At 68.4% G+C, this 19,726-nt stretch carries 11 protein-coding genes; 10 read left to right on the top strand and 1 reads right to left on the bottom strand.

Annotation, left to right across the window (positions count from 1 at the left end; all coding sequences use genetic code 11):
- Positions 1-298 precede the first annotated feature (298 nt).
- The 3 genes from QSK17_RS04240 to QSK17_RS04230 all read left to right on the top strand — a co-directional run bounded on the left by QSK17_RS04240 (position 299) and on the right by QSK17_RS04230 (position 9,688).
- Positions 299-2,668, top strand: coding sequence for a glycoside hydrolase family 20 protein (locus tag QSK17_RS04240; RefSeq protein ID WP_285703046.1), 2,370 nt, complete (start codon positions 299-301; stop codon positions 2,666-2,668).
- Between the two features lie 110 nt (positions 2,669-2,778).
- Complete coding sequence (locus QSK17_RS04235) at positions 2,779-7,209, top strand: alpha-L-fucosidase (protein ID WP_285703045.1); 4,431 nt, start codon at positions 2,779-2,781, stop codon at positions 7,207-7,209.
- Between the two features lie 88 nt (positions 7,210-7,297).
- Entirely contained in the window at positions 7,298-9,688 is a 2,391-nt protein-coding gene (locus QSK17_RS04230; RefSeq protein WP_285703044.1) for a glycoside hydrolase family 84 protein, read from the top strand.
- An 80-nt stretch (positions 9,689-9,768) separates the two neighbouring features.
- On the opposite strand, the gene QSK17_RS04225 is transcribed toward QSK17_RS04230, so the two are convergent.
- Positions 9,769-10,365 (bottom strand): TetR/AcrR family transcriptional regulator, encoded by a 597-nt coding sequence (locus QSK17_RS04225; RefSeq protein WP_285703043.1) that lies wholly within the window; start codon positions 10,363-10,365, stop codon positions 9,769-9,771.
- 323 nt (positions 10,366-10,688) lie between these two features.
- On the opposite strand from QSK17_RS04225, the gene QSK17_RS04220 reads away from it, so the two are divergent.
- The 7 genes from QSK17_RS04220 to QSK17_RS04190 all read left to right on the top strand — a co-directional run bounded on the left by QSK17_RS04220 (position 10,689) and on the right by QSK17_RS04190 (position 19,435).
- Positions 10,689-11,618 (top strand): ABC transporter permease, encoded by a 930-nt coding sequence (locus QSK17_RS04220; RefSeq protein ID WP_285703042.1) that lies wholly within the window; start codon positions 10,689-10,691, stop codon positions 11,616-11,618.
- The gene (locus tag QSK17_RS04215; RefSeq protein WP_285703041.1) at positions 11,615-12,481 is read left to right on the top strand and encodes an ABC transporter permease; all 867 of its coding nucleotides are present in this window, start codon (positions 11,615-11,617) and stop codon (positions 12,479-12,481) included. The genes QSK17_RS04220 and QSK17_RS04215 overlap by 4 nt, the downstream gene beginning before the upstream one ends.
- Complete coding sequence (locus tag QSK17_RS04210; RefSeq protein ID WP_285703040.1) at positions 12,478-13,491, top strand: ABC transporter ATP-binding protein; 1,014 nt, start codon at positions 12,478-12,480, stop codon at positions 13,489-13,491. Before QSK17_RS04215 ends, QSK17_RS04210 begins: the two co-directional genes overlap by 4 nt.
- Positions 13,488-14,375: an ABC transporter ATP-binding protein gene (locus QSK17_RS04205; protein WP_285703039.1), complete on the top strand. Its 888-nt coding sequence runs from the start codon at positions 13,488-13,490 to the stop codon at positions 14,373-14,375. Before QSK17_RS04210 ends, QSK17_RS04205 begins: the two co-directional genes overlap by 4 nt.
- Positions 14,372-16,063 (top strand): ABC transporter substrate-binding protein, encoded by a 1,692-nt coding sequence (locus QSK17_RS04200; protein WP_285703038.1) that lies wholly within the window; start codon positions 14,372-14,374, stop codon positions 16,061-16,063. Before QSK17_RS04205 ends, QSK17_RS04200 begins: the two co-directional genes overlap by 4 nt.
- 187 nt (positions 16,064-16,250) lie before the next feature.
- On the top strand, positions 16,251-17,930 hold the full coding sequence (locus QSK17_RS04195) for a CocE/NonD family hydrolase (RefSeq protein ID WP_285703037.1): 1,680 nt from the start codon (positions 16,251-16,253) through the stop codon (positions 17,928-17,930).
- A gap of 89 nt (positions 17,931-18,019) precedes the next feature.
- Positions 18,020-19,435, top strand: coding sequence for an amidase (locus QSK17_RS04190; protein ID WP_285703036.1), 1,416 nt, complete (start codon positions 18,020-18,022; stop codon positions 19,433-19,435).
- Positions 19,436-19,726 lie beyond the last annotated feature (291 nt).

Raw genomic sequence — 19,726 nt, 5'->3', positions numbered from 1 at the left:
GAGGCCGCAGACATCGGATCTCTGAGGGGAGAAGCGCAACCCAGCTCTCGTCCGTACCAGGGGCGTGGTCGCAGCGAGTGCGTCGCCCGGTTTCGGGTGACCGCCGTGAGCAGGACATTCACGCGATCAGCTGCTGTTTCGGCGCGAGAAAGCGCGAGCGGGCCCCGCGGTTCGGTCTAGACCGACGAGCTGATCTGATGCTGACCATCTCCATTCCGGCGGCCTAACTGGTCTATACCCCCCGCTCCATTTGAGGTATAAGTCTTTCAATCTCGCTCGAAAGCAGGTTGAATTGCGCATGAAGCGACATGTAGCCCGATTGGTCGGAGGGGTGGCGCTCGCGTTATGCGTGCCGCTCCTCGCCGTCCCGTCCGCGGCGGCCGACCCCGCCCCAACGAGCACCAACCCCAACGCCAAGCCCGCCGTGGTCCCCGCGCTGCAGCAATGGGAGGGCGGAACCGGCTCGTTCGAGCTGCGTAAGCACAGCCGAATCGTGCTGGCCAAGAGGCAGGTCGACGAGCTCGAGGACCAGGGCGCGCGACTCTCGGCCGAGATCGAACAGGTGACGGGGCGAAAGCTGGATGTCTCCCCCCGGATCCCGCAGGATGGCGACATCGTCCTGTCGATCGATCCCGCCCTCGCCGACGCGGCGGGTGGCGCCCGGTTCACGGAGGAGGGCTACACCCTCACGGTCACCGATCGCAACGTGACGATCGCCGCGCCGACCGCGAAGGGTGTCTACTACGGCACGCGCAGCCTCCTGCAGATCCTGCTGCTCGACGACGGCCGCGACTCGGTCCCCGTGGGCACGGCCGTGGACTGGCCGAACTACAAGGTGCGCGGCTTCATGCTGGACGTCGGACGGCGCTTCTTCACCGCCGACTACATCCGCGACTACCTGCGGCTGATGGGCTGGTTCAAACTCAACCAGCTGCAGTTGCACCTCAACGACAACGGTTTCAAGGGCGACAAGCCCTCCTGGAGCGACGTCCAGGCCGGCTTCCGGCTCAAGACCGACAACCCCGAGCTGGCCGGGCTGGCCTCGGCGGACGGGGCCTATGACCGCGCGGACTGGGACTCCTTCGAGGACACCGCCGCCGCGAACGGCGTCACGATCATCCCCGAGTTCGACGCGCCCGCCCACTCGCTGGCGTTCATCAAGTTCCGCCCGTCGCTCGGCCTCAACAACGGCGATTCCGACCACCTCGATCTGTCCAAGCCGGAGACCACCGCGTTCATGAAGTTGGTGTTCGACGAGTTCGTGCCCTGGTTCCGCAGTCCTGACGTGCACTTCGGCGCCGACGAGTACACGGTGGACAAGCCCCGCTACAAGATTTACTTCAACGAGATGGCCGCCCACATCCGCGCGCTCGGCAAGCAGCCGAGGGCCTGGGGCAGCCTGTCGGTCATGACGGCCGACACCGACGGCTACGACCGCGACGTGATCATGAACAGCTGGAACAACGGCTGGTACGGGCCGCAGGCGCTCAAGCGGGACGGCTACTCCTTCATCAACACCAATGACGCCCTGCTCTACGTCGTCCCGTTCGCGGGCTACTACCACGGCCGCGGGCTGGACGGAAAGTACCTCTACGACCAGTGGGAGCCGCACGTCTTCCCCGGCGGGCAGGACGTGGCCCCCGGTGACCCGCAACTGCTCGGAGCCATGTCGGCGGTGTGGAACGACCTGACCGAGGCCACCTACACGGAGCTGGACGTGCACGGGCTGGTCGAGCCCACGTTCGGCGTGCTGGCGCAGAAGATGTGGAGCGGGGCCAAGGCCGGCGTGCCGTACAGCGCCTTCCTCGGCACGGTGCGCAAGCTCGGCGTGGGCACCGGGCTGACGAAGGTCGCCACGACGCTGGCCTCGGCGGCCTCGGGGGAGGTGAGCCTCGGCAAGGAGGCGACCGCCTCCGCCGGTGAGGCGGCCGCGGCGTTCGACGGGGTGCGTAGCACCAAGTGGGCCGGCGGTCCGGGAGACGAGGCCTGGCTGCGGGTGAACCTCGGCAAACCGTTCGCGATCAGCAAGGTCGAGCTGGACTGGGCGCCCGCGTACGGCCGCGACTACGAGATCCAGGTGTCCAGGGACGGCGAGAACTGGACCACGGTCGCCGGCCGTACGGGCCGCGAAACCGCCGGAACCGACACTCTCACGTTCGATCCGGTCACGGCCCGGCACGTACGGCTCGTCGGCACGCAGGCGGGCAAGAAGCAGAACGGGTACGCCCTGTGGAGCATGCGCGTCTACGAGGTGCCGGACCTGGCGCTGCACCAGCCGACCACCGCGTCGTCGTCCGAAGTGGCGAGCCTGGGGCCGGAGAACGCCACCGACGGAGACCCCAAGACCCGATGGGCCAGTGCCTACCGCGACGGCGAATGGATCCAGGTGGACCTCGGCTCCCCGCAGAGCGTCCAGCGCGTCCTGCTCGACTGGGAGACGGCCTCCGGTCGTGACTACGACATCCAGGTCTCCGACGACGCCGCCAACTGGAAGACGGCGGTCGCGGTCCGGGGCAAGCCCTCGGGCGCCCGCGTGGACGAGCTCACCTTCGCCCCGGTGACCGCCCGGTACGTGCGGATGCAGGGTGTCAAGCGGGCCTCCGGCTTCGGCTACTCGCTGTGGCGCTTCGAGGTTCGCTCGATGAGCCCTGAGCCCGACCCCGCGTAGGCCCGCGAGGGTGCGCTGACGTTTCGAGATCACGGGAGATCTGCGCCGGTCCTGGCATCGCCGGTGCGGCCGGCGCAGATCTCCCTCCCCAACCCCCCAGGAGCCGCATCGTGAGACGACGTCGCCGACATCTGTTACGAACCACCAGGATCACCGGGACCGCCATAACGGGTGCCCTGGCCCTGATTCTTACGACAAGCCCATCGACCGCCTTCGCAGCAGACAACGCCCCACCCGAGCGCTACACCGGCGACTACGCCTCGCTGGAGAAGCACCCCACGCCGCAGTGGTTCGACGACGCGAAGTTCGGCATCTTCATCCACTGGGGCGCCTACAGCGTCCCCGCGTGGGGGCCGCGCCGGAGCTATGCCGAGTGGTACGGCAACTACATGAACAGCAAGAACTCGGCCACCTACGTCCATCACCGGGACACCTACGGCGAGGGCAAGAACTACGACGGTTTCATGGACGACTGGAAGGCCGAGAACTACAAGCCGGACGAATGGGTCACGCTGTTCAAGGACGCCGGCGCCAAGTACTTCGTGCTGACGTCCAAGCACCATGAGGGCGTCGCCCTGTGGGACACCAAGCAGAGCACCCGCAGCGTCGTGCATCACGGCCCCAAGAAGGACCTGGCCAAGATGCTGTTCGACGCTGCCGAGGGCTCGGGCCTGAGGCGAGGCTTCTACTACTCCAACTACGAGTGGTACAACCCCAACTACACCGGGCGGCAACCGACAAATCCGTATACGGGGGCGCAGATCCCCTATACCGGTGTCACCACTGGTCAGAACTACGTAACCGACTACATGCTCCCGCAGATGAACGAGCTCATCGACGACTACGATCCGGACATCCTGTGGTGCGACGGTGAGTGGGACCGGGACGCGAGCTACTGGAAGATGGGCGACACCATCGCCCACTTCTACAACCAGGCCGCCGACCGCCCCCAGCCCAAGGAGGTCGCCGTCGCCAACCGGTGCAGGGTCAAGCCCGGCCCGTACCGCGGCGACCAGCTCGACTTCGAGACGCCCGAATACGAGAACGTCCCGGACATCAGGACGAGCAAGTGGGAGTCCAGCCGCGGGATCGGCTTCTCCTACGGGCTGAACAAGAACGAGCCGATCGAGGACTACATGTCCTCCACCGAGATCGTCCACGACCTGGTCGACATCGTCAGCAAGAACGGCAACCTGCTGCTCGACGTCGGGCCGGACGCCGACGGCACGATCCCCGAGGCCCAGGCCTCCCGGCTGCGCGACGTCGGGCGGTGGCTGAAGACCAACGGGGAGGCGATCTACGGCTCGACGTACTGGACGCGTGCCGAGGAGCCGGCGAGCACCGTCCCCGTCCGCTACACGGTGAACAAGGGGGACCTGTACGCCACCGCGTTGGCGTGGCCGGGGAACACGCTCACGCTCGGCGCGGATGTGCCGGTGAAGCCAAACACCAAGATCACGTTGGTCGGCGGCACGTCCGAGGCGGCGCTCAAGTGGGACCGCAACAGCGCGGGCGACATCGTCGTCACCATGCCGCAGGGGGGAAGCGGGATCGATCCGCTCGGCAGCGCATACTCCTTCAGGATCCACACCCCGAACGCGCCGATCTCCGCCCGGGCGGTCCTGGACCTGCCGGCGCGCGTCTCCCCGGGCGCCACGATGGACGGCACGCTGTCCTACACCAACGTGGGGGACACCCCACTCAGCGATCTCGCCCCCACCGGTCTGACGCCGGAGGGCTGGACCGTCACGGGTCTGCGCCCGGTCGCCTCCCTGGAGCCGCGGCAGACGGCCACGTTGCCCGTGCGGATCACCGTTCCGCCCGGCACACCTCTGGCCAGGAACGTCCCGGTCACGGTAACCGCGTCTGTGGCCGGCACTGGCGCCGGGCGTACGGTGACCGCCACCGACACCGTCGAGGTGGCGCCGGTCAACCTGGCGCTGGGCAAGCCCGCGACCCAGAGCAGCCTCGGCTGGGGCGGGGTGCCGGAAAGGGCGGTGGACGGAAACACCAGCGGCGTGTTCGGGCAGGGGTCGGTGACCCACACCGCCGAGCCGTCCAACCAGGCGTGGTGGCAGGTGGATCTGGGAGCCGCCGACACCCTGGCGGAGGTGCGGATCTACAACCGGACGGACTGCTGCGCCGACCGGCTGCGCAACTACTGGGTGATGACGTCCGAGCAGGAGATCCGCGGGCAGACCGTCGATGAGGCGAAGTCCTCGCCCGGCGTGACCGCGACCCGGCAGGCGGCCACGGCGGGAACGCCGAGCGTCATCGACCTGGGCGGCGTCAAGGGGCGTTACGTCCGGATTCAGCTCGAGTCCGCCACCGATCCGTTGAGCCTGGCGGAGGTGGAGGTCTACAACCAGAAGGTCACCGCGGCGGCCGTGCCGGGCGTGGTGCCTCAGCTGTCGAGCTGGAAGGCGGGCTCCGGGAGCCTCACCCTCGCCGACGACGCAGGGGTGAGCTATCCGGCGAATCAGAAGTCGCTGTCGACGACCGGCGCGACGATGCCCGGCCTGGCCGACCGGACGCTCGCCCAGGTGGCGGAGACCATCGCCGCCGACTACACGACGGTGACCGGACGGCCGATGGCGGCGAAGCCGGGCACCCGGGAAAGCGATCACGGGATCCGCCTGCGGCTCGTCGAGGAGAACGAGCTCGGAGCGGAGGGCTACCGGCTCACCGTCGACGATCGGGTCACCGTCGAGGCGAACACCACCGCCGGCCTGTACTACGGCGGTCGGTCGGTGCTGCAACTGCTGCGCCAGGACGAGGGCCACGCCCGCCTGCCCAAGGGACAGGCGGTCGATGTCCCGAGCAAGCCGCAGCGGTGGTTCTCCATCGACGCCGCGCGCAAGTACTACACGCCGGAGTACATCAAGGACACAATCCGCGAGATGGGCTGGACCAAGCAGAACATGTTGCTGCTGCACCTGGTCGAGCCGGAGGGCTTCCGTCTCTACAGCGACAACCTGCCCGGTCTCACGTCCAGCAAGTTCGCCTACAGCCGGGAGCAGATCCGGGAGTTCGTCGAGCTGGGCCGGGAGAACAACGTGCAGGTCGTGCCGGGGCTCGAGTTTCCGGGGCACGCCGATCCGGTGTCGAACTACTTCAAGGTCGGTATGGGGCACGGTCCCAATCCCGATGGGTCGGGCGCCACGCCGGACAACTCCTGCGGCCAGAGTTACACCTACGGCTGGGTGACCTCGAGCTTCGCGATGAACATCATGCGGCCCGAGGCGGTCACCGCCGCCGAGTGGATCCTGGATGAGTTCATGCCGTGGTTCGCCAGCCCGTATGTGCATCTCGGCGGGGATGAGATGCCGTCGAGCCTGACCAACTGCCCCGCGGTCAAGAAGTTCCTCGCCGACAACTCCGACCGTTACAGCACGTTCGGCGACCTGTTCAACGACTACGTCAACAAGCTGAACGATCACGTCGTCGCCAAGGGCAAGCGCTCGATCATCTACAACGGCTTCGAACGCGCCAGCGCCCCCAAGCAGCAAGTCTCCACCAATGTCATCGTCATGGACTACCTCGGCAACGGCAGCGATCCGCGGCTGGCCGCCTACGACCGGATCCAGGCCGGGCCAGCGGCCAACCTCTACATCGTCGGCAAAGCGCTGGGGAGCTACGGCAACCCGGGATGGGCGCACTCGTCCTGGCGGCTGGACCCGAATCCGAAGATGCTCGGCGGCATCGTGCACGTCTGGAATGACTACCAGATGTGGGCCGTGGACGGCTACGCCGAGCAGTGGGCGGCACCGCAGCGGGACGCGGCTGGCAACACCATGTGGCACAACGCCGCTCCCGCCACCGGCTACGCGCAGTTCGCCGAGCTCAAGGCCAAGATCGGCAAGGCGCCCGGGTGGAAGGGCTTCGAAGCCCAGCAGCCCACCACCGACGGCAAGCCGATCCACACCTACACCTTCGAGCCCGCGCCGTACCCAGAGGGCTGGCACGACGGAGCGCCGGGCATGAACGTCCGCCCGGTGCCCGACGGAACCGGATCCCTGCACATGCAGACCGAGATCGACGAGGCGAACATGAGGGTGCCGTCCTACGTCGACGGCCGGTCGGGCAAGGCGTTGAAGTTCAGCGGTCGCGGTGACGGACTGGGCATCGGCGGCCTCGACATCTCCGGACCGTGGACCTACAGCCAGTGGGTGCGCAAGGACGGAACGCTGAACGACGCCAACCTGCTCGGCTCCAGGCAGGGCAACATCAAGCTGGAGCAGTACGGCAGCGGCGGCAAGGTCGGCTTCACCAAGGTCGGTGTGCAGGACTACGCGTTCGACTACTCGGTGCCGCTGGGCCGATGGACACAGCTCACCTTCGTCTCCGACGGTTCGGCCACCACCCTGTATGTCGACGGGGAGCGCCGTCAGACGCTGCCGCAGACCATCGCGCTGCCTCAGGCGTACTTCGGCCAGCTCAACGGCACCACCCTGAACGGGGCGATAGACGACGCCGCCGTCTACGCCCAGGCCCTGACCGACGAGCAGGTCCGGGCTCAGTACGTCGCTTCGACGAGCTGAACCGCATCCGTCACGTTTCGCCCCCTCGACTGGAAAACGCCGGCATGACGTGTTGATCACTGTGCCGGTCTAGACCACTGGAGACTTCGTGAGAAGACGCAAGATCACCCCCAAAGCCTGCCTCGCGCTGGCCGCTACCCTGAGCGCCGGGGCGTTGCTGCCCATGCCCGCGGCCCATTCCGCCTCCGCTCCGAACGCCGCTCTCCCCTCGGTGTCGCCCACCCCGCAGTCGCTGGTCGGCAGCGGTTCCGCCGCCGTCGTGACCGGCCGGGTGCTCGTGGTCGCCGACGACCAGACCGATCCTGCCGCTCGTGACCGCCTCGTCCGGGAGCTCAAGGCGCACGGCGCCGACCGGGTGGACATCGTCGCCCCCGACCAGATTCCCGCGGCCGCGGCCGGCCTGCTCACGGTGCGCCTCGGTCCCGCGGCACGGCCGGACATCGCAGAGGTGCTCGGCGACACGGTCGTGCCCGACCAGGCCGAGGGATACGCGTTGCGGGTCTCGGGAGGCAAGCCGCGTCAGATCGCTCTCGGCGGTAAGGACGCCGCGGGCCAGTTCTATGCCGTACAGACGCTGCGCCAGCTGTTCGTCCCGTCCGACGACGGTTGGAAGGTGGCCGGCGCGCAGGTCAGCGACTTTCCGTCCATGCCTCTGCGCGGCACCATCGAAGGCTTCTACGGCGCGCCGTGGACGCACGCCGACCGCCTTGACCAGATGGACTTCTACGGCGACGTCAAGGCCAACACCTACGTGTACGCGCCCAAGGACGATCCCTACCACCGCGGCAAGTGGCGCGATCCGTACCCGGCGGACAAGCTGGCCGAGCTGGGCGAGCTGGTGGCACGGGCCGGCACGAACCACGTGCGCTTCACGTTCGCCGTCTCCCCGGGCGAGTCGATCTGCTACTCCGACCCCGCGGACCGCAAGATTCTCAAGCAGAAGCTGCAGGCGCTCTACGACCTGGGCACCCGGTCCTTCTCCATCCCGCTGGACGACATCAGCTACACCCGGTGGAACTGCTCGGCGGATCAGGTCGCGTTCGGCGCGCCCGGACGCGCCGCGGCGGCGAAGGCTCAGGTCGACCTGCTCAACGACCTGCAGCGAAACTTCATCGCCACGCACGAAGGCGCCCGGCCGCTGCAGATGGTGCCCACGGAGTACGGCGATCTGACCGACACCGCCTACAAGCAGACCATGCGGGCCACCCTCGACCCCGCGATCGTGGTGATGTGGACCGGCACCGACGTCGTCCCCCCGGAGATCACCAACGCGCAGGCCGACAAGGTCTCGGCACTGTTCGGGCGCAAGGTCTTCGTCTGGGACAACTACCCGGTCAACGACTTCGGCAACACCAGCGGGCGGCTGCTGCTCGCGCCCTACGCCAAGCGTGAGGCCGGTCTGTCGGCGCACCTGTCCGGCATCGTGGCCAACCCGATGAACCAGCCGTACGCGAGCAAGGTCGCGGTCTTCGGCACCGCGGACTTCACCTGGAACGACAAGGCGTACGACGCGACCACGAGCTGGCCGCGCGCGATGGCCTACCTCGCCGGCGGCGACCGCGCGGCCACCGAGGCGCTCCTCGTCTTCGGCGACCTGGAGCACCTGGCCCCGACCTTCGGCAGCACCCCCTGGCAGCCCCAGGCGCCTGAGCTCGCCGCGCGCGCGGCCGAGTTCTGGCGGGCATGGGACGGCGGGCGACGCACCGAGGCGCTCACCGCGATGCGCGCCTACGCGAACGCCATCGCCGCGGCCCCGGCCACCATTCGCGGCGGATCGGTGGAGAAGGGGTTCACCGATGACGCCGCGCCCTGGCTGAACGCCACCGAGCTGTGGGGCAAGGCGACGGTCGCCATGCTCGACGCGCTCGAAGCCCGGCAGGCCGGTGACGACGCCGGGGCCGCCGCGTCGCTCGCCGACTCGCAGGATCTGCAGCGGCAAGCCCGCGCTGTCCGGGTCAACCCGCCGCGCAACACGTGGGGCTCGGTCCAGCCCAAGGTCGGTGACGGGGTGCTCGACGTCTTCCTGGTCCAGGCCGACGTCCGGCTCCAATTGTGGGACGTCGCCGGCGGTGGCAAGAACCTCGCCCTGGACGGCACGGCGACCGCGTCGAGCGTGGAGCAGGGCCTCGACCGGCTGGCTGCCCGGTACGTCAACGACGGATCGATGGGCACCCGCTGGGCTTCCGGCTACTCCGACAACGAATGGGTGCAGGTCAAGCTCGCCACGCCGGCGAAGGTCGCGGCGGTGACCCTCGCCTGGGAGAACGCCTGCGCGGCGGAGTACCAGATCCAGACCTCCGGCGACGGCGTCAACTGGACCACGGTCTCGACCCAGCGTCCGGACACGTGCGGCAACGACGTCGTCCGGCTCACCGCGGATGAGGCCGTGCAGTACGTCCGCATGCAAGGTGTGCGGCGAACGACGACGTGGGGTTACTCCATCTACGAGATGGGCGTTTACGGAGCTCCCGTGTCCTGATCCGGGTCACAGCAGGTAGGAGGGCCGGGGCCACCCGGCCCTCCTTTCTCGTTCATCGAACAGGTCGGTGTCCCGGCGAATCAGGCGCTGGCCGGAGACGGCCCCAGGCCGGCGATGAACAGGTCGGTCAGCTGGGAGATCGCGGCGCCGACCCGCTCGTCCGTCCAGAGTTCGGGGTCCTCTGTGCTGGCGAAATAGAAGCCACGAAGCAGCAGGTAGAGAACATCGGCGGCGAAGTCGGCGTCCGATACACCTGCCTTGGCCGCGGCGGCGCGCAGCAGCTGATGATGTTCGGTCGCGTCCTGACGCAGGAGCTCGAACGCCGCGCTGCGCGACTCGGCCTTGGCGGCGACGTCGAGCCATATCTGCCGTACGGCGCGGTCGTGGCCGACCGTGCCCGAGGACCAGGCCATGTAGGCGCGCAGGTGCTGTGCTCCTTCGTGCGGATTGACGTGGTCGTCCAGGTCTGCCAGCCATCCGCGTTGCGCGTAGCGGATGGCGTTGACCAGAAGGTCGGAGCGGGTCTTGAGGTAGTTCGTGACCACCGCGGTCGAGCCACCGAGCTCGGCCGCGACCGCCCGGATGGTGATCGCCGCTGGACCTTCGCGCTCGGCCACACGCAGCGTGGCCTCGGCGATCTGTTCAAGACGCTCGGTGATGTCGATCTCGATCGGCATTGGCTGACCACGATTCTTCTCGGCTGCTGGATCTTCGCTGGTGTACGCGTGACGACTGCGTCCCCGGTGCACACGTGACGACTGCGTCCTCGCGCGGGGTGGGATATGTCCCCGCAATGTCGCAGGAATTAGTTCTTGACGCTCACTCGGCAGAGCATATAGCTTCCTCCAACAACGTCATATAACAGTGTCATACAACGACGTTGCATAAACGCCCCGTTCTCACGTGAGACGCGCACCCGGCACCGGGCTCGGGCGATTTCACCAGCACAGAGGGGAGTGCCGTCATCACTTCCAGGGCAGCATCGCGCGCACGAACATTATTGGGCCGGCTCACCGCACTTGTGACCACGCTGGGCGTGGCCAGCGTGGTCATCTACGGCGCCATGTTCATCGTGCCCGGCGACCCGGCAACGTTGCTCGTCGGGGGGAGCAAACCGAACCCCGAGGCGTTGGCCGCGGTACGCAGGCAGTTCCACCTCGACGACCCGTTCTGGCAGAGCTATCTCCGATGGCTCTCCGGGGCGGTTCGCGGTGATTTCGGGGTGTCACTCGTCTACCGCAGCCCAGTCAGTGACCTCATCGCCAGCCGAGCGCTGACCACGATCTTGCTCGTCGCGTATGCGGCGATCGTCATCGTCATCGCCGGTGTAGGGCTCGGTGTCCTCGCCGCGTGGAAGGAAAAGCGCGCGGGTGTGGTGATCACGATGGCCACGACCGTGATGATGGGCGCGCCCACGTTCGTGATGGCCGTCATATTCGTCGCGGTCTTCGCCACGGGACTCGGGTGGTTCCCCGTCTTCGGCGCGGGAAGCGGTCTGACTGACCGCTTGTGGCACCTGACCCTGCCCGCTTTCGCGCTGGCCTTCTCCTGGATCGCCTACGTGGCTCAGGTGACGCGGGCCGCCGTACGCGACGAGATACGTTCCGAGCACGTCGACACCGCCCATGCTCGCGGTGTTCCGGAACGGCTGATCCTCCGCCGTCATGTCCTGCGCAACGCCTCGGGGCCGATCCTCACCGTCAGCGGACTGACCGTGGCCGGGCTCTTCGCGGGTACGGCGGTGGCGGAGCAGGCATTCGGGATCAACGGCATCGGGGCACTCCTCGTGGAGAGCGCGGCCAAACAGGACCTCGCGATCGTGCAGGCGATCTCGCTGGTGCTCGTCGCCGCGTTCGTGGTGGTCAACATGCTGGTGGATCTGTGCAACGCGCTGCTCGACCCGCGGGCGGCGGGGAGGGCGGCCAGATGAGCGTCCTCCAGGTGGCCCCCAAGCCCGACTCCCGCGAGATCACTTCATGGGGCGCCCGCTTCGACGGCCCCACCACCGTGGCCTGCGTCATCGTGGTGGTGTTCACTCTCGCCGCCGTGTTCGCGCCGGTCATCGCGCCGTACGACCCGACACAGGTCGACCCGTCCGCCGTCTACCAGGGGCCGAGCGTCGCCCACCTGCTCGGCACGGACAACACGGGACGGGACATCCTGTCGCGGCTGCTGCACGGCGCACGCTCCAGTCTCCTGGGCCCCGCGATCGTCGTTCTCATCGCGGCCGTCGTCGGCACCGTCATCGCCGTCTCCGCCGCCTGGATCGGCGGACGGTTCGACGCGTTCGTCTCGCGGGCCCTGGATGTGATCTTCGCTTTCCCCGGTCTCATCCTCGCGATCGTCGCGGTGGCGGTCATCGGTCCTGGGCTCCTCGCCCCGGCCGCGGCCCTGTCGATCTCCTACATCCCCTACATCGCCCGGGTGCTGCGAACCGCGGCGATCCGCCAGCGCAACCTCCCCTACATCGCCGCGCTCGAGGTGCAGGGTTTCGGCGCCGTCGCGATCTGCGTACGGCACCTGGTCCCCAACCTGCTTCCGTTGCTGATCGTGCAGGCGACCGTGTCGTACGGCTACGCGTTGCTCGACCTGTCGGCCATCTCCTTCCTCGGCCTGGGCACCCAGCCCCCGACCCCCGAATGGGGACTGATGGTGGCGAACGGCCAGTCGTCGATCATCGCCGGCCATGTCGAGCAGTCCTTGTACGCCGGGCTGACCATCCTCGTCGCCGTGGTGGCATTCAACGTGCTCGGCCAGGGACTGGCCAAGGCATTCATGGGAGATGACCGATGAGCGCTCTGCTGTCGATCGATCGGCTCCGGGTGGAGCTGCCCGCCGCCAAGAAGGGGATGCGCACCGTCATCCACGACGTGTCGCTCGACGTCCAGGCGGGCGAGGCGGTCGGTCTCGTGGGGGAGTCGGGGTCGGGAAAGTCCATGACCACCCGAGCGGTGATGCGCCTGCTCCCCGAGGGCGCTCGCCTCTCCGGCGAGATCCGGTTCGACGGGATCTCGATCCCCGGCATGGACCGGCGCGCCCTCCGCCGGTGGCGCGCGACACGGGTGGGCATGATCTTCCAGGATCCCCGGGCGCACATCAATCCCGTGCGGACGATCGGGGACTTCCTCTTCGAAGGCGTGATGCTGGACGGCCGGCTCTCGACCTCGCAGGCCCGCGAGCGGATCTCTCACCTGATGCGCGCCGTGGGAATCGCGGATGTCGACCGGCGCCTGAACCAGTACCCGCACGAACTCTCCGGTGGCCTGCTGCAGCGCGTGATGATCGCCGCCGCGCTGACCACCGAGCCGGAGCTGCTCCTCGCCGACGAACCGACGACCGCCCTCGACGTCACCACCCAGGAGGAGGTCATAGCGATCATCGACGAGCTCCGTCGCGAGAGAGGGCTCGCCATGCTCTTCATCACGCACGACCTCGACCTCGCCGCGGCGGTCTGCGGCCGGATCGCCGTCATGTACGCCGGGTCGATCGTGGAGGAGCAGAAGGCCGACGCGCTCGGCCTGGCCACGTCGCATCCCTATACCAAGGGGCTGCTGGCCGCGCGTCCAGAACTGGGACGTCGTGAGCGCCGTCTCCAGACGATCGAGGGCCGGCCGATCTCGGCGTTCGAGGTCGGCGACGGCTGCGCGTTCGCCACCCGCTGCCCGCGGGTACGCGACCGCTGCCGGCAGGAACGACCCGCACCGACCCAGGTGCCCGGAGGGCGGGTCGCCTGCCACTTCATCGACTTCATCGACGCGGCCGCCGGATCTCCCGCCGTGGGCAGTGGTGGAGGCACCCGATGAGCAACCCTGTTCTCGAGGTGCGCGACCTGCGCAAGGTGTACCCCGTCGCCGTCACCGACGACTGCCCCGACGGTGAGTTCACGGCCCTGCACGGTGAGAGCTTCACCCTTGCTTCCGGTGGCTCCCTGGCTGTCGTGGGCGAGTCCGGCTCCGGCAAGACCACCTGCGCCCGCCTCATCGTGGGGCTCGAACGAGCCACCTCGGGTGCCGTCCTGATCGACGGCGTGGAGCAGATCCGCACGCGCGCGAGCTCGGCGCGTCGCCGGCAGCGAGGGCGCCAGGTGCAGATCGTCTTCCAGGATCCCTATTCGTCGCTGGACCCACGCCAGCGTGTCCGTGACTGTCTGAACGAGGTGCTCAAGCTGCACTTCGACATGGACGCACGCGAACGCGCCCGCCGTGTCGGCGAACTGCTCGATCAGGTCGGTCTCGACGAGCGACAGGCGGGCGCCCTGCCGCGCGCGCTGTCGGGCGGACAGCGGCAGCGGGTCGCCATCGCCCGCGCCCTCGCCGCGGAGCCGAAGGTCCTGATCTTGGATGAAGCCGTCGCCGCGCTCGACGTGTCGATCCAGGCCCAGGTCCTCAACGTGCTCGCCGACATCCGCGACGCGACCGGTGTCGCCTACCTGTTCATCACGCACGACCTCGCCGTCGTCCAGCAGATCTGCGATGACGTCGTCGTCATGCGCTCAGGACGCATCGTCGAGCGCGGAACGGTCGCGAGCGTGCTGGAGCGGCCGACCCATCCGTACACCCAACGGCTTCTCGCGTCGGTGCCGCGTCCGGGCTGGACTCCGCGACGCCGCACGACCACCGGTGAGCCTCCGGCCTCGAACGGTCACCCCCTGCCCCCCGAATCCGAGACAAAGGAGCCCCTCCCATGAGGGACCGAACCGCCGCATCGTCCGGACACCGCCCCGCATTAGGAGCCGGCCGTCCCTTCCTCCTGCTGGCCGCCGGACTCACCGCGTCGTCACTCGCCGCGGGGTGCGCCGCCAAGCCGGTCGCACAGGTGTCGCGAGAAGACCTGGAGAAGTCGGTGACGTACACGACGGCGCCAGGAAACGGGCAGTTGGAGCGGTTGACCTGGGCGCTCGCCGGCGGGGAGCCGACGTCACTCGATCCGGCCCTGATCGGCGACTACCCCGGAAGCACGGTCGAAGCGAACCTGTGCGAAGGCCTGGTGCGGATGACCGCCGACTTCAAGATCGAGCCAGGCCTGGCGGAGAAGATCACTCGTCCCGACGACCGGACGATCGTGTACGACCTGCGGCCCGGCGTGACATTCACTAACGGCGACCCGCTCACGCCGGAGGACGTCGTCTACAGCCTGGAGCGGCACACGCAGGACAAGAAGCTCGGGTCCTTCTGGTCGTCGACGTATGACGGCGTGACCTCCATCAAGAAGACGGGGCCGATGCAGGTCACGGTCCAATTCTCGAAGCCGAGCGTGCTCTTCGAGGAGTCGATGGCGACCCCGCCAGGTGTGATCTCGCAGAAGGCCTACGTCGAGAAGGCGGGTGCTACCTACGGGACGCCGAAGGGGGGTGTGATGTGTACGGGTCCCTTCGCGCTGGAGAAGTGGGCGCCAGGGGAGCAGATCACGCTTACCCGCAACGACAACTACTGGGACAAAACCCGTCTGGCCAAGGCCAAGCAGGTCGACTTCAAGTTCATCAACGACTCGAGCACGCTGACGAGCGCTCTCCTCGCCGGAGAGGTCGACGGAATGTACGAGTCGCCGAGCACGAGCTATTCCGTGCTCGCCAACTCCGGGTCTGGAAAGCTGTACCTCGGGCCGAGCACCCAGATGGTGGAGCTCCTTCCCGCCCAGGAGACGGGCCCGATGGCCGATCCGCGGGTGAGACAAGCGCTTGATCTCGCCATTGACAAGACCGCCCTGGTCGCGAACGTGTACGGCCCGGCCGCGGAGCCGCTGAACACCATGATCCCGCCGGGCATGTGGGGGACCGGCCCCACGCGGACCGTCTTCGAAGAGGCGTACGGGAAGCTGCAGGACACCTCCAAGCCCGACCTCGAGAAGGCGAAGTCACTCGTGGCCGAAGCCGATCCGGCGAATCGGTCGTTCGTGGCGGCGATGCCCGCCGGCGACCAGACGGCGTTGCAGATCCTGACGTTCGTCCAGGCGGCCGCCAAGGAGATCGGGCTCACCATGACGATCAGGCAGATCCAGCCGACGGAGTTCTCCGACCTCTTCTACAACGCCGACCGGCGCAAGGAAGTCGATCTCGTCTATGCCGTCGGCTACAGCGAAATCGCCAACCCGATCTCCTATCCGGACAACTACGTGCGGGCGGATGGCCTCTTCAACTGGACGGGCTACGACGACCCCGAGGTTCGACGGCTCATGGATGAGGGGCTGCACACCGCCGACGTGAGCACGTCCGCCGAGCTCTTCGTCAAAGCGCAGGCGCTCTACACACCGGAACGCCTCGTCATCCCTCTGGCCGGCCCCTACGAACAGCTTTACATGAACAACCGCATCTCCGGTGCGCCGGTGTCGTTCGCGTACCTGCAGATGCCCTGGGCGGCCATGATCGGCGCCGTCTAGACCCACTCGCGGCCACTCGCGGCCACCCGGTCTCGCGCTCCGGCCGTGGACGCGGCGCGGCACCGGCACGTCACGGCCGGTGCCGCGGTTCACCGATGCGCGTTTTCCCTTTCCCCGTGCCCTGTTTTCTCCGTTTTGTTCCCTTTGTTCTCTTTTGCCCTGCACACGAGGAGATTCGGTTCTGTCCATGAGCACTACTTCCACCGGCTCGCGCTGGGGCAGCGCCCCCGCACCGATCGACGCGCGCGCCGACGCCACGATGCTGCGCCTGCGTGACGGTGTGCGCCTGGCCACAGACGTCTACCTGCCCGAGTCCCAGCGGCGGGACCTGCCCACCGTGCTGGTGCGCCTGCCGTACGACAAGTGCGGGCGCTACACCTTCATGCCGGCGGTCGCCGCCTATCTCAACGCGCACGGGTTCGCGGCCGTGGTCCAGGACGTCCGCGGAAAGTTCCGGTCCGAGGGTGAGCGCTTTCCTTTCGTGAACGAGGCCGCGGACGGCCATCAGACGATCGACTGGATCGTGTCGCAGCCGTGGAGCGACGGCACGGTGGGCATGCTGGGCGATTCCTACTACGGCTTCACCCAGTGGGCCGCGGTTTCCAGCGGCCACCCCGCGTTGCGGGCGATCGTGCCGCGCGTCACCGGCTCGCGGTTCATGGACATGTTCTCCCCTGACGTCGTGCCCAAGCTTCCGCTTTACGAGTGGGTCCTGCACACCTTCACGACGTTCGGGATGCTCGACGGGGCCGTCCTGCCGGCCAAGCCGGTGGCCGGGCTCGACTCGCTCCCCGAGTACGCGGCCCACATGGCCCCGCTGCTCGAAGACCTCGTCCGCAGCTGTGGTGACGGCACGCTGCTGCGGCGCGCGTTTCCCGCGGGACCGCCCGCCCCGGCCATGAAACTCCCCGCGCTCCACATGGGCGGCTGGTGGGACAACCTCCAGCGGAGCCAGCTCGACGACTGGCGCTGGGTCGGCTCGTCGCCCGCCGCGGCGCACCAGTTCCTGCGGATGAACGCCACGGATCACGAAGACTTCGAGCTGCGCGAGGACGGCGTCCCGCACGAGGACCACGAGGTCGACGACGACGCCCTCGTGCGCTATCTGCCCAGGATGCTCGATGAGCCCATCCGGTTCCTGGACCATTACCTGTCAGGACGTCCCGGCCGGTGGCGAGCTCCTCGCGTGCGGTACCGGATCGCCAACGCCGAATGGCAGATCGCCGACCGCTGGCCGGTCGGGGACGCCGGTCTGGTCGAGCTGCACCTGACGGAAGGGGAGCGGGCGCTATCCGGGGCGGACGGCGGTGCGCTCCGCACGCGGGCAGACGGCACGGGTTCTCACGTGTCGTGGACGCACGACCCCCTGAACCCGGTTCCCTACCTGGTCGACGTCGAGTGGAGCCAGCTCTCCGGGCTTCCGGACGAGCAGGTCATCCACTCGCGCGATGATGTCGCGACCTTCACCGGGGACGCGCAGGACGCTCCGTTCGACGTCGTGGGTCCGGTGGAGGTCGAGTTGACGGTGGAGGCCACGGCACCGTCCACCCATGTGATCGTCCGATTGCTCGACGTCTACCCGTCCGGGCGGGCACGGATGGTGCTGGAGGGCGCGGAGATCGCCTCAACCGGCGCCGGTCCGGCCCGGGTACGCGTGCGACTCGGAGACACCGCCTACCGCGTCCGCCCCGGGCACCGTCTGCGCCTGGCGATCAGTAGTTCGTGTTTCCCGCTCTATCTCGTGCATCCCGGTAACGGCGAAGACCCGTGGCACGCGTCGTCGTCCCGGCAGGCGAGGCAGACCCTGCACCTCGGCGGATCGGACGGCGGCGTACTTCGCCTCCCGATCCGAGGGCGACTCGGGTGATCGACCCCGCCGGCCCCCACCGAATCCCTTCATCGCGACCCCGATGGGCGCTCCCCGACCTCCGACAACGTGACAAGGAGTGTGGCTCCGTGACCGACCTCGCCTACCTGCCCGCGACCGAGGCCCTGCGGCTGTTCCGATCCCGCGAGCTGTCCCCCGTCGAGCTGATGACCGCCGTCATCGAACGGGCCGAGGCCGTCGAGCCTCAGGTCAACGCGCTGACCGAGCGCACCTTCGAGGAGGCGCTCCTCCAGGCCAAGCAGGCCGAGGACGCCTACCGCGACGGCTCGGCGCGCCCGCTGGAGGGCATTCCGGTGGCGGCGAAGGACGAGCAGCCGATCGCCGGACGGCTGGCCAGGACCGGCTCGCTCGCGTTCGCCGACAATGTCGCCGATGTGACCCACCCGGTCATCGAGCGGCTGCTCGCCGCCGGTGGCATCGTGCACGCCCGCACCACCACGCCCGAGTTCTGCTGCGCGGGCTTCACCCACTCCAAGCTGTGGGGGATCACCCGCAACCCGTGGAACCTGGACTACTCGCCCGGCGGTTCTTCGGGCGGCTCTGGGGCGGCGCTCGCCTCCGGCACGGCCACGCTCGCCACGGGCTCCGACATCGGCGGCTCGATCCGGCTGCCCGCCGCCAACACCGGCACGGTCGGCTACAAGCCGCCCTACGGCCGGGTGCCCGTGATGCCGCCGTTCAACCTCGACCACTACTGCCACGAAGGGTCGATGGCCCGCACGGTCGCCGACTGCGCGCTGATGCAGAACGTCATCGTCGGCCCGCACGCCAGCGACGTGGTCTCGCTCCGCCCGGCCGTTCAGATCCCCGACACGCTCGGTGACGTGGCCGGGATGCGCATCGCGTACGCGCCGAACCTGGGCGACTGGCCGATCGAGCCGGACATCGCGGCCAACACCAAGGCCGTGGCCGACGCGCTGCGGGATGCCGGGGCGATCGTCGAGGAGGTCGAGGTCGGCCTGAGCCGCGCCGACGTCTTCCAAGCCACGATGATCCACTTCGGCGCCATCTTCGGCCCCTCGGTCGCCCGGGTCGCCGCCGAGTTCGGCGACCAGCTCAATCCCTACTCCCTGGCCTTCGCCGAGACGGCCGCGAAGGCGATGGGGCAGGGAGGCGGCTTCCTGTCCGGGCTGGAGATGGAGGCGGCGATCTACGCGCCGATCGGCGAACTGCTCGACCGCTACGACGCGCTGATCTGCCCGACCACCGCGGCGCCCGGCCTGCTCGCGGGCGAGGACTACGTCGACACCAAGCTCACGGTGAACGGCGTGGAGCTCGACGACTATCTGGAGTACGCGCTGACACCGGTCTTCAACATCGCCAGCCGCTGCCCGGTGCTCAACGTCCCGTCCGGGCGCGCGTCCAACGGCGTACCGACCGGGGTGCAGATCGTCGGCCGCAGCTACGACGACGCGACCGTCTTCAATGTCGGCGCCGCCGTCGAACGCGTCCGCCCGTGGGCCTTCCGCCCCGAATCACTGTGATCCGGAGGTAGGCCCGCCCGCCGGGCCGTGCTCTGATCCGCAGGTAGACCCGCTCGCCGTCAACGGTGGGCGGGTCTACCTGCATTCCAGCGGCGTCCCTCCGGCAGGTCGCCGCCTCGAACTCCGTCACCTGGGGGACCGCCGATCAGGTCTCACGAACGTCGGGACATCCCACGGTGTTGCGCCGCCCAGTGACTCGGCCGGAGTGTGTGCCACACCACAGTTCTGCTGCCGCCTCCGATGGGTTTGCATGGTCCTCCTCGGGCGGTGTTGCCGGCCGCCGGGCAGGGC

Origin of the sequence: Microtetraspora sp. NBRC 16547 (assembly GCF_030268965.1) — a bacterium.
Lineage (GTDB): Bacteria > Actinomycetota > Actinomycetes > Streptosporangiales > Streptosporangiaceae > Microtetraspora.
Note: the sequence above shows the minus strand (reverse complement) of the source record. Positions and strands in the feature narration are given on the sequence as shown.

Coding starts and splice junctions, on each gene's coding strand:
- QSK17_RS04240 (WP_285703046.1), top strand. CDS start 299: ATGAAGCGACATGTAGCCCGATTGGTCGGAGGGGTGGCGCTCGCGTTA.
- QSK17_RS04225 (WP_285703043.1), bottom strand. CDS start 10,365: ATGCCGATCGAGATCGACATCACCGAGCGTCTTGAACAGATCGCCGAG.
- QSK17_RS04215 (WP_285703041.1), top strand. CDS start 11,615: ATGAGCGTCCTCCAGGTGGCCCCCAAGCCCGACTCCCGCGAGATCACT.
- QSK17_RS04210 (WP_285703040.1), top strand. CDS start 12,478: ATGAGCGCTCTGCTGTCGATCGATCGGCTCCGGGTGGAGCTGCCCGCC.
- QSK17_RS04205 (WP_285703039.1), top strand. CDS start 13,488: ATGAGCAACCCTGTTCTCGAGGTGCGCGACCTGCGCAAGGTGTACCCC.
- QSK17_RS04200 (WP_285703038.1), top strand. CDS start 14,372: ATGAGGGACCGAACCGCCGCATCGTCCGGACACCGCCCCGCATTAGGA.
- QSK17_RS04195 (WP_285703037.1), top strand. CDS start 16,251: ATGAGCACTACTTCCACCGGCTCGCGCTGGGGCAGCGCCCCCGCACCG.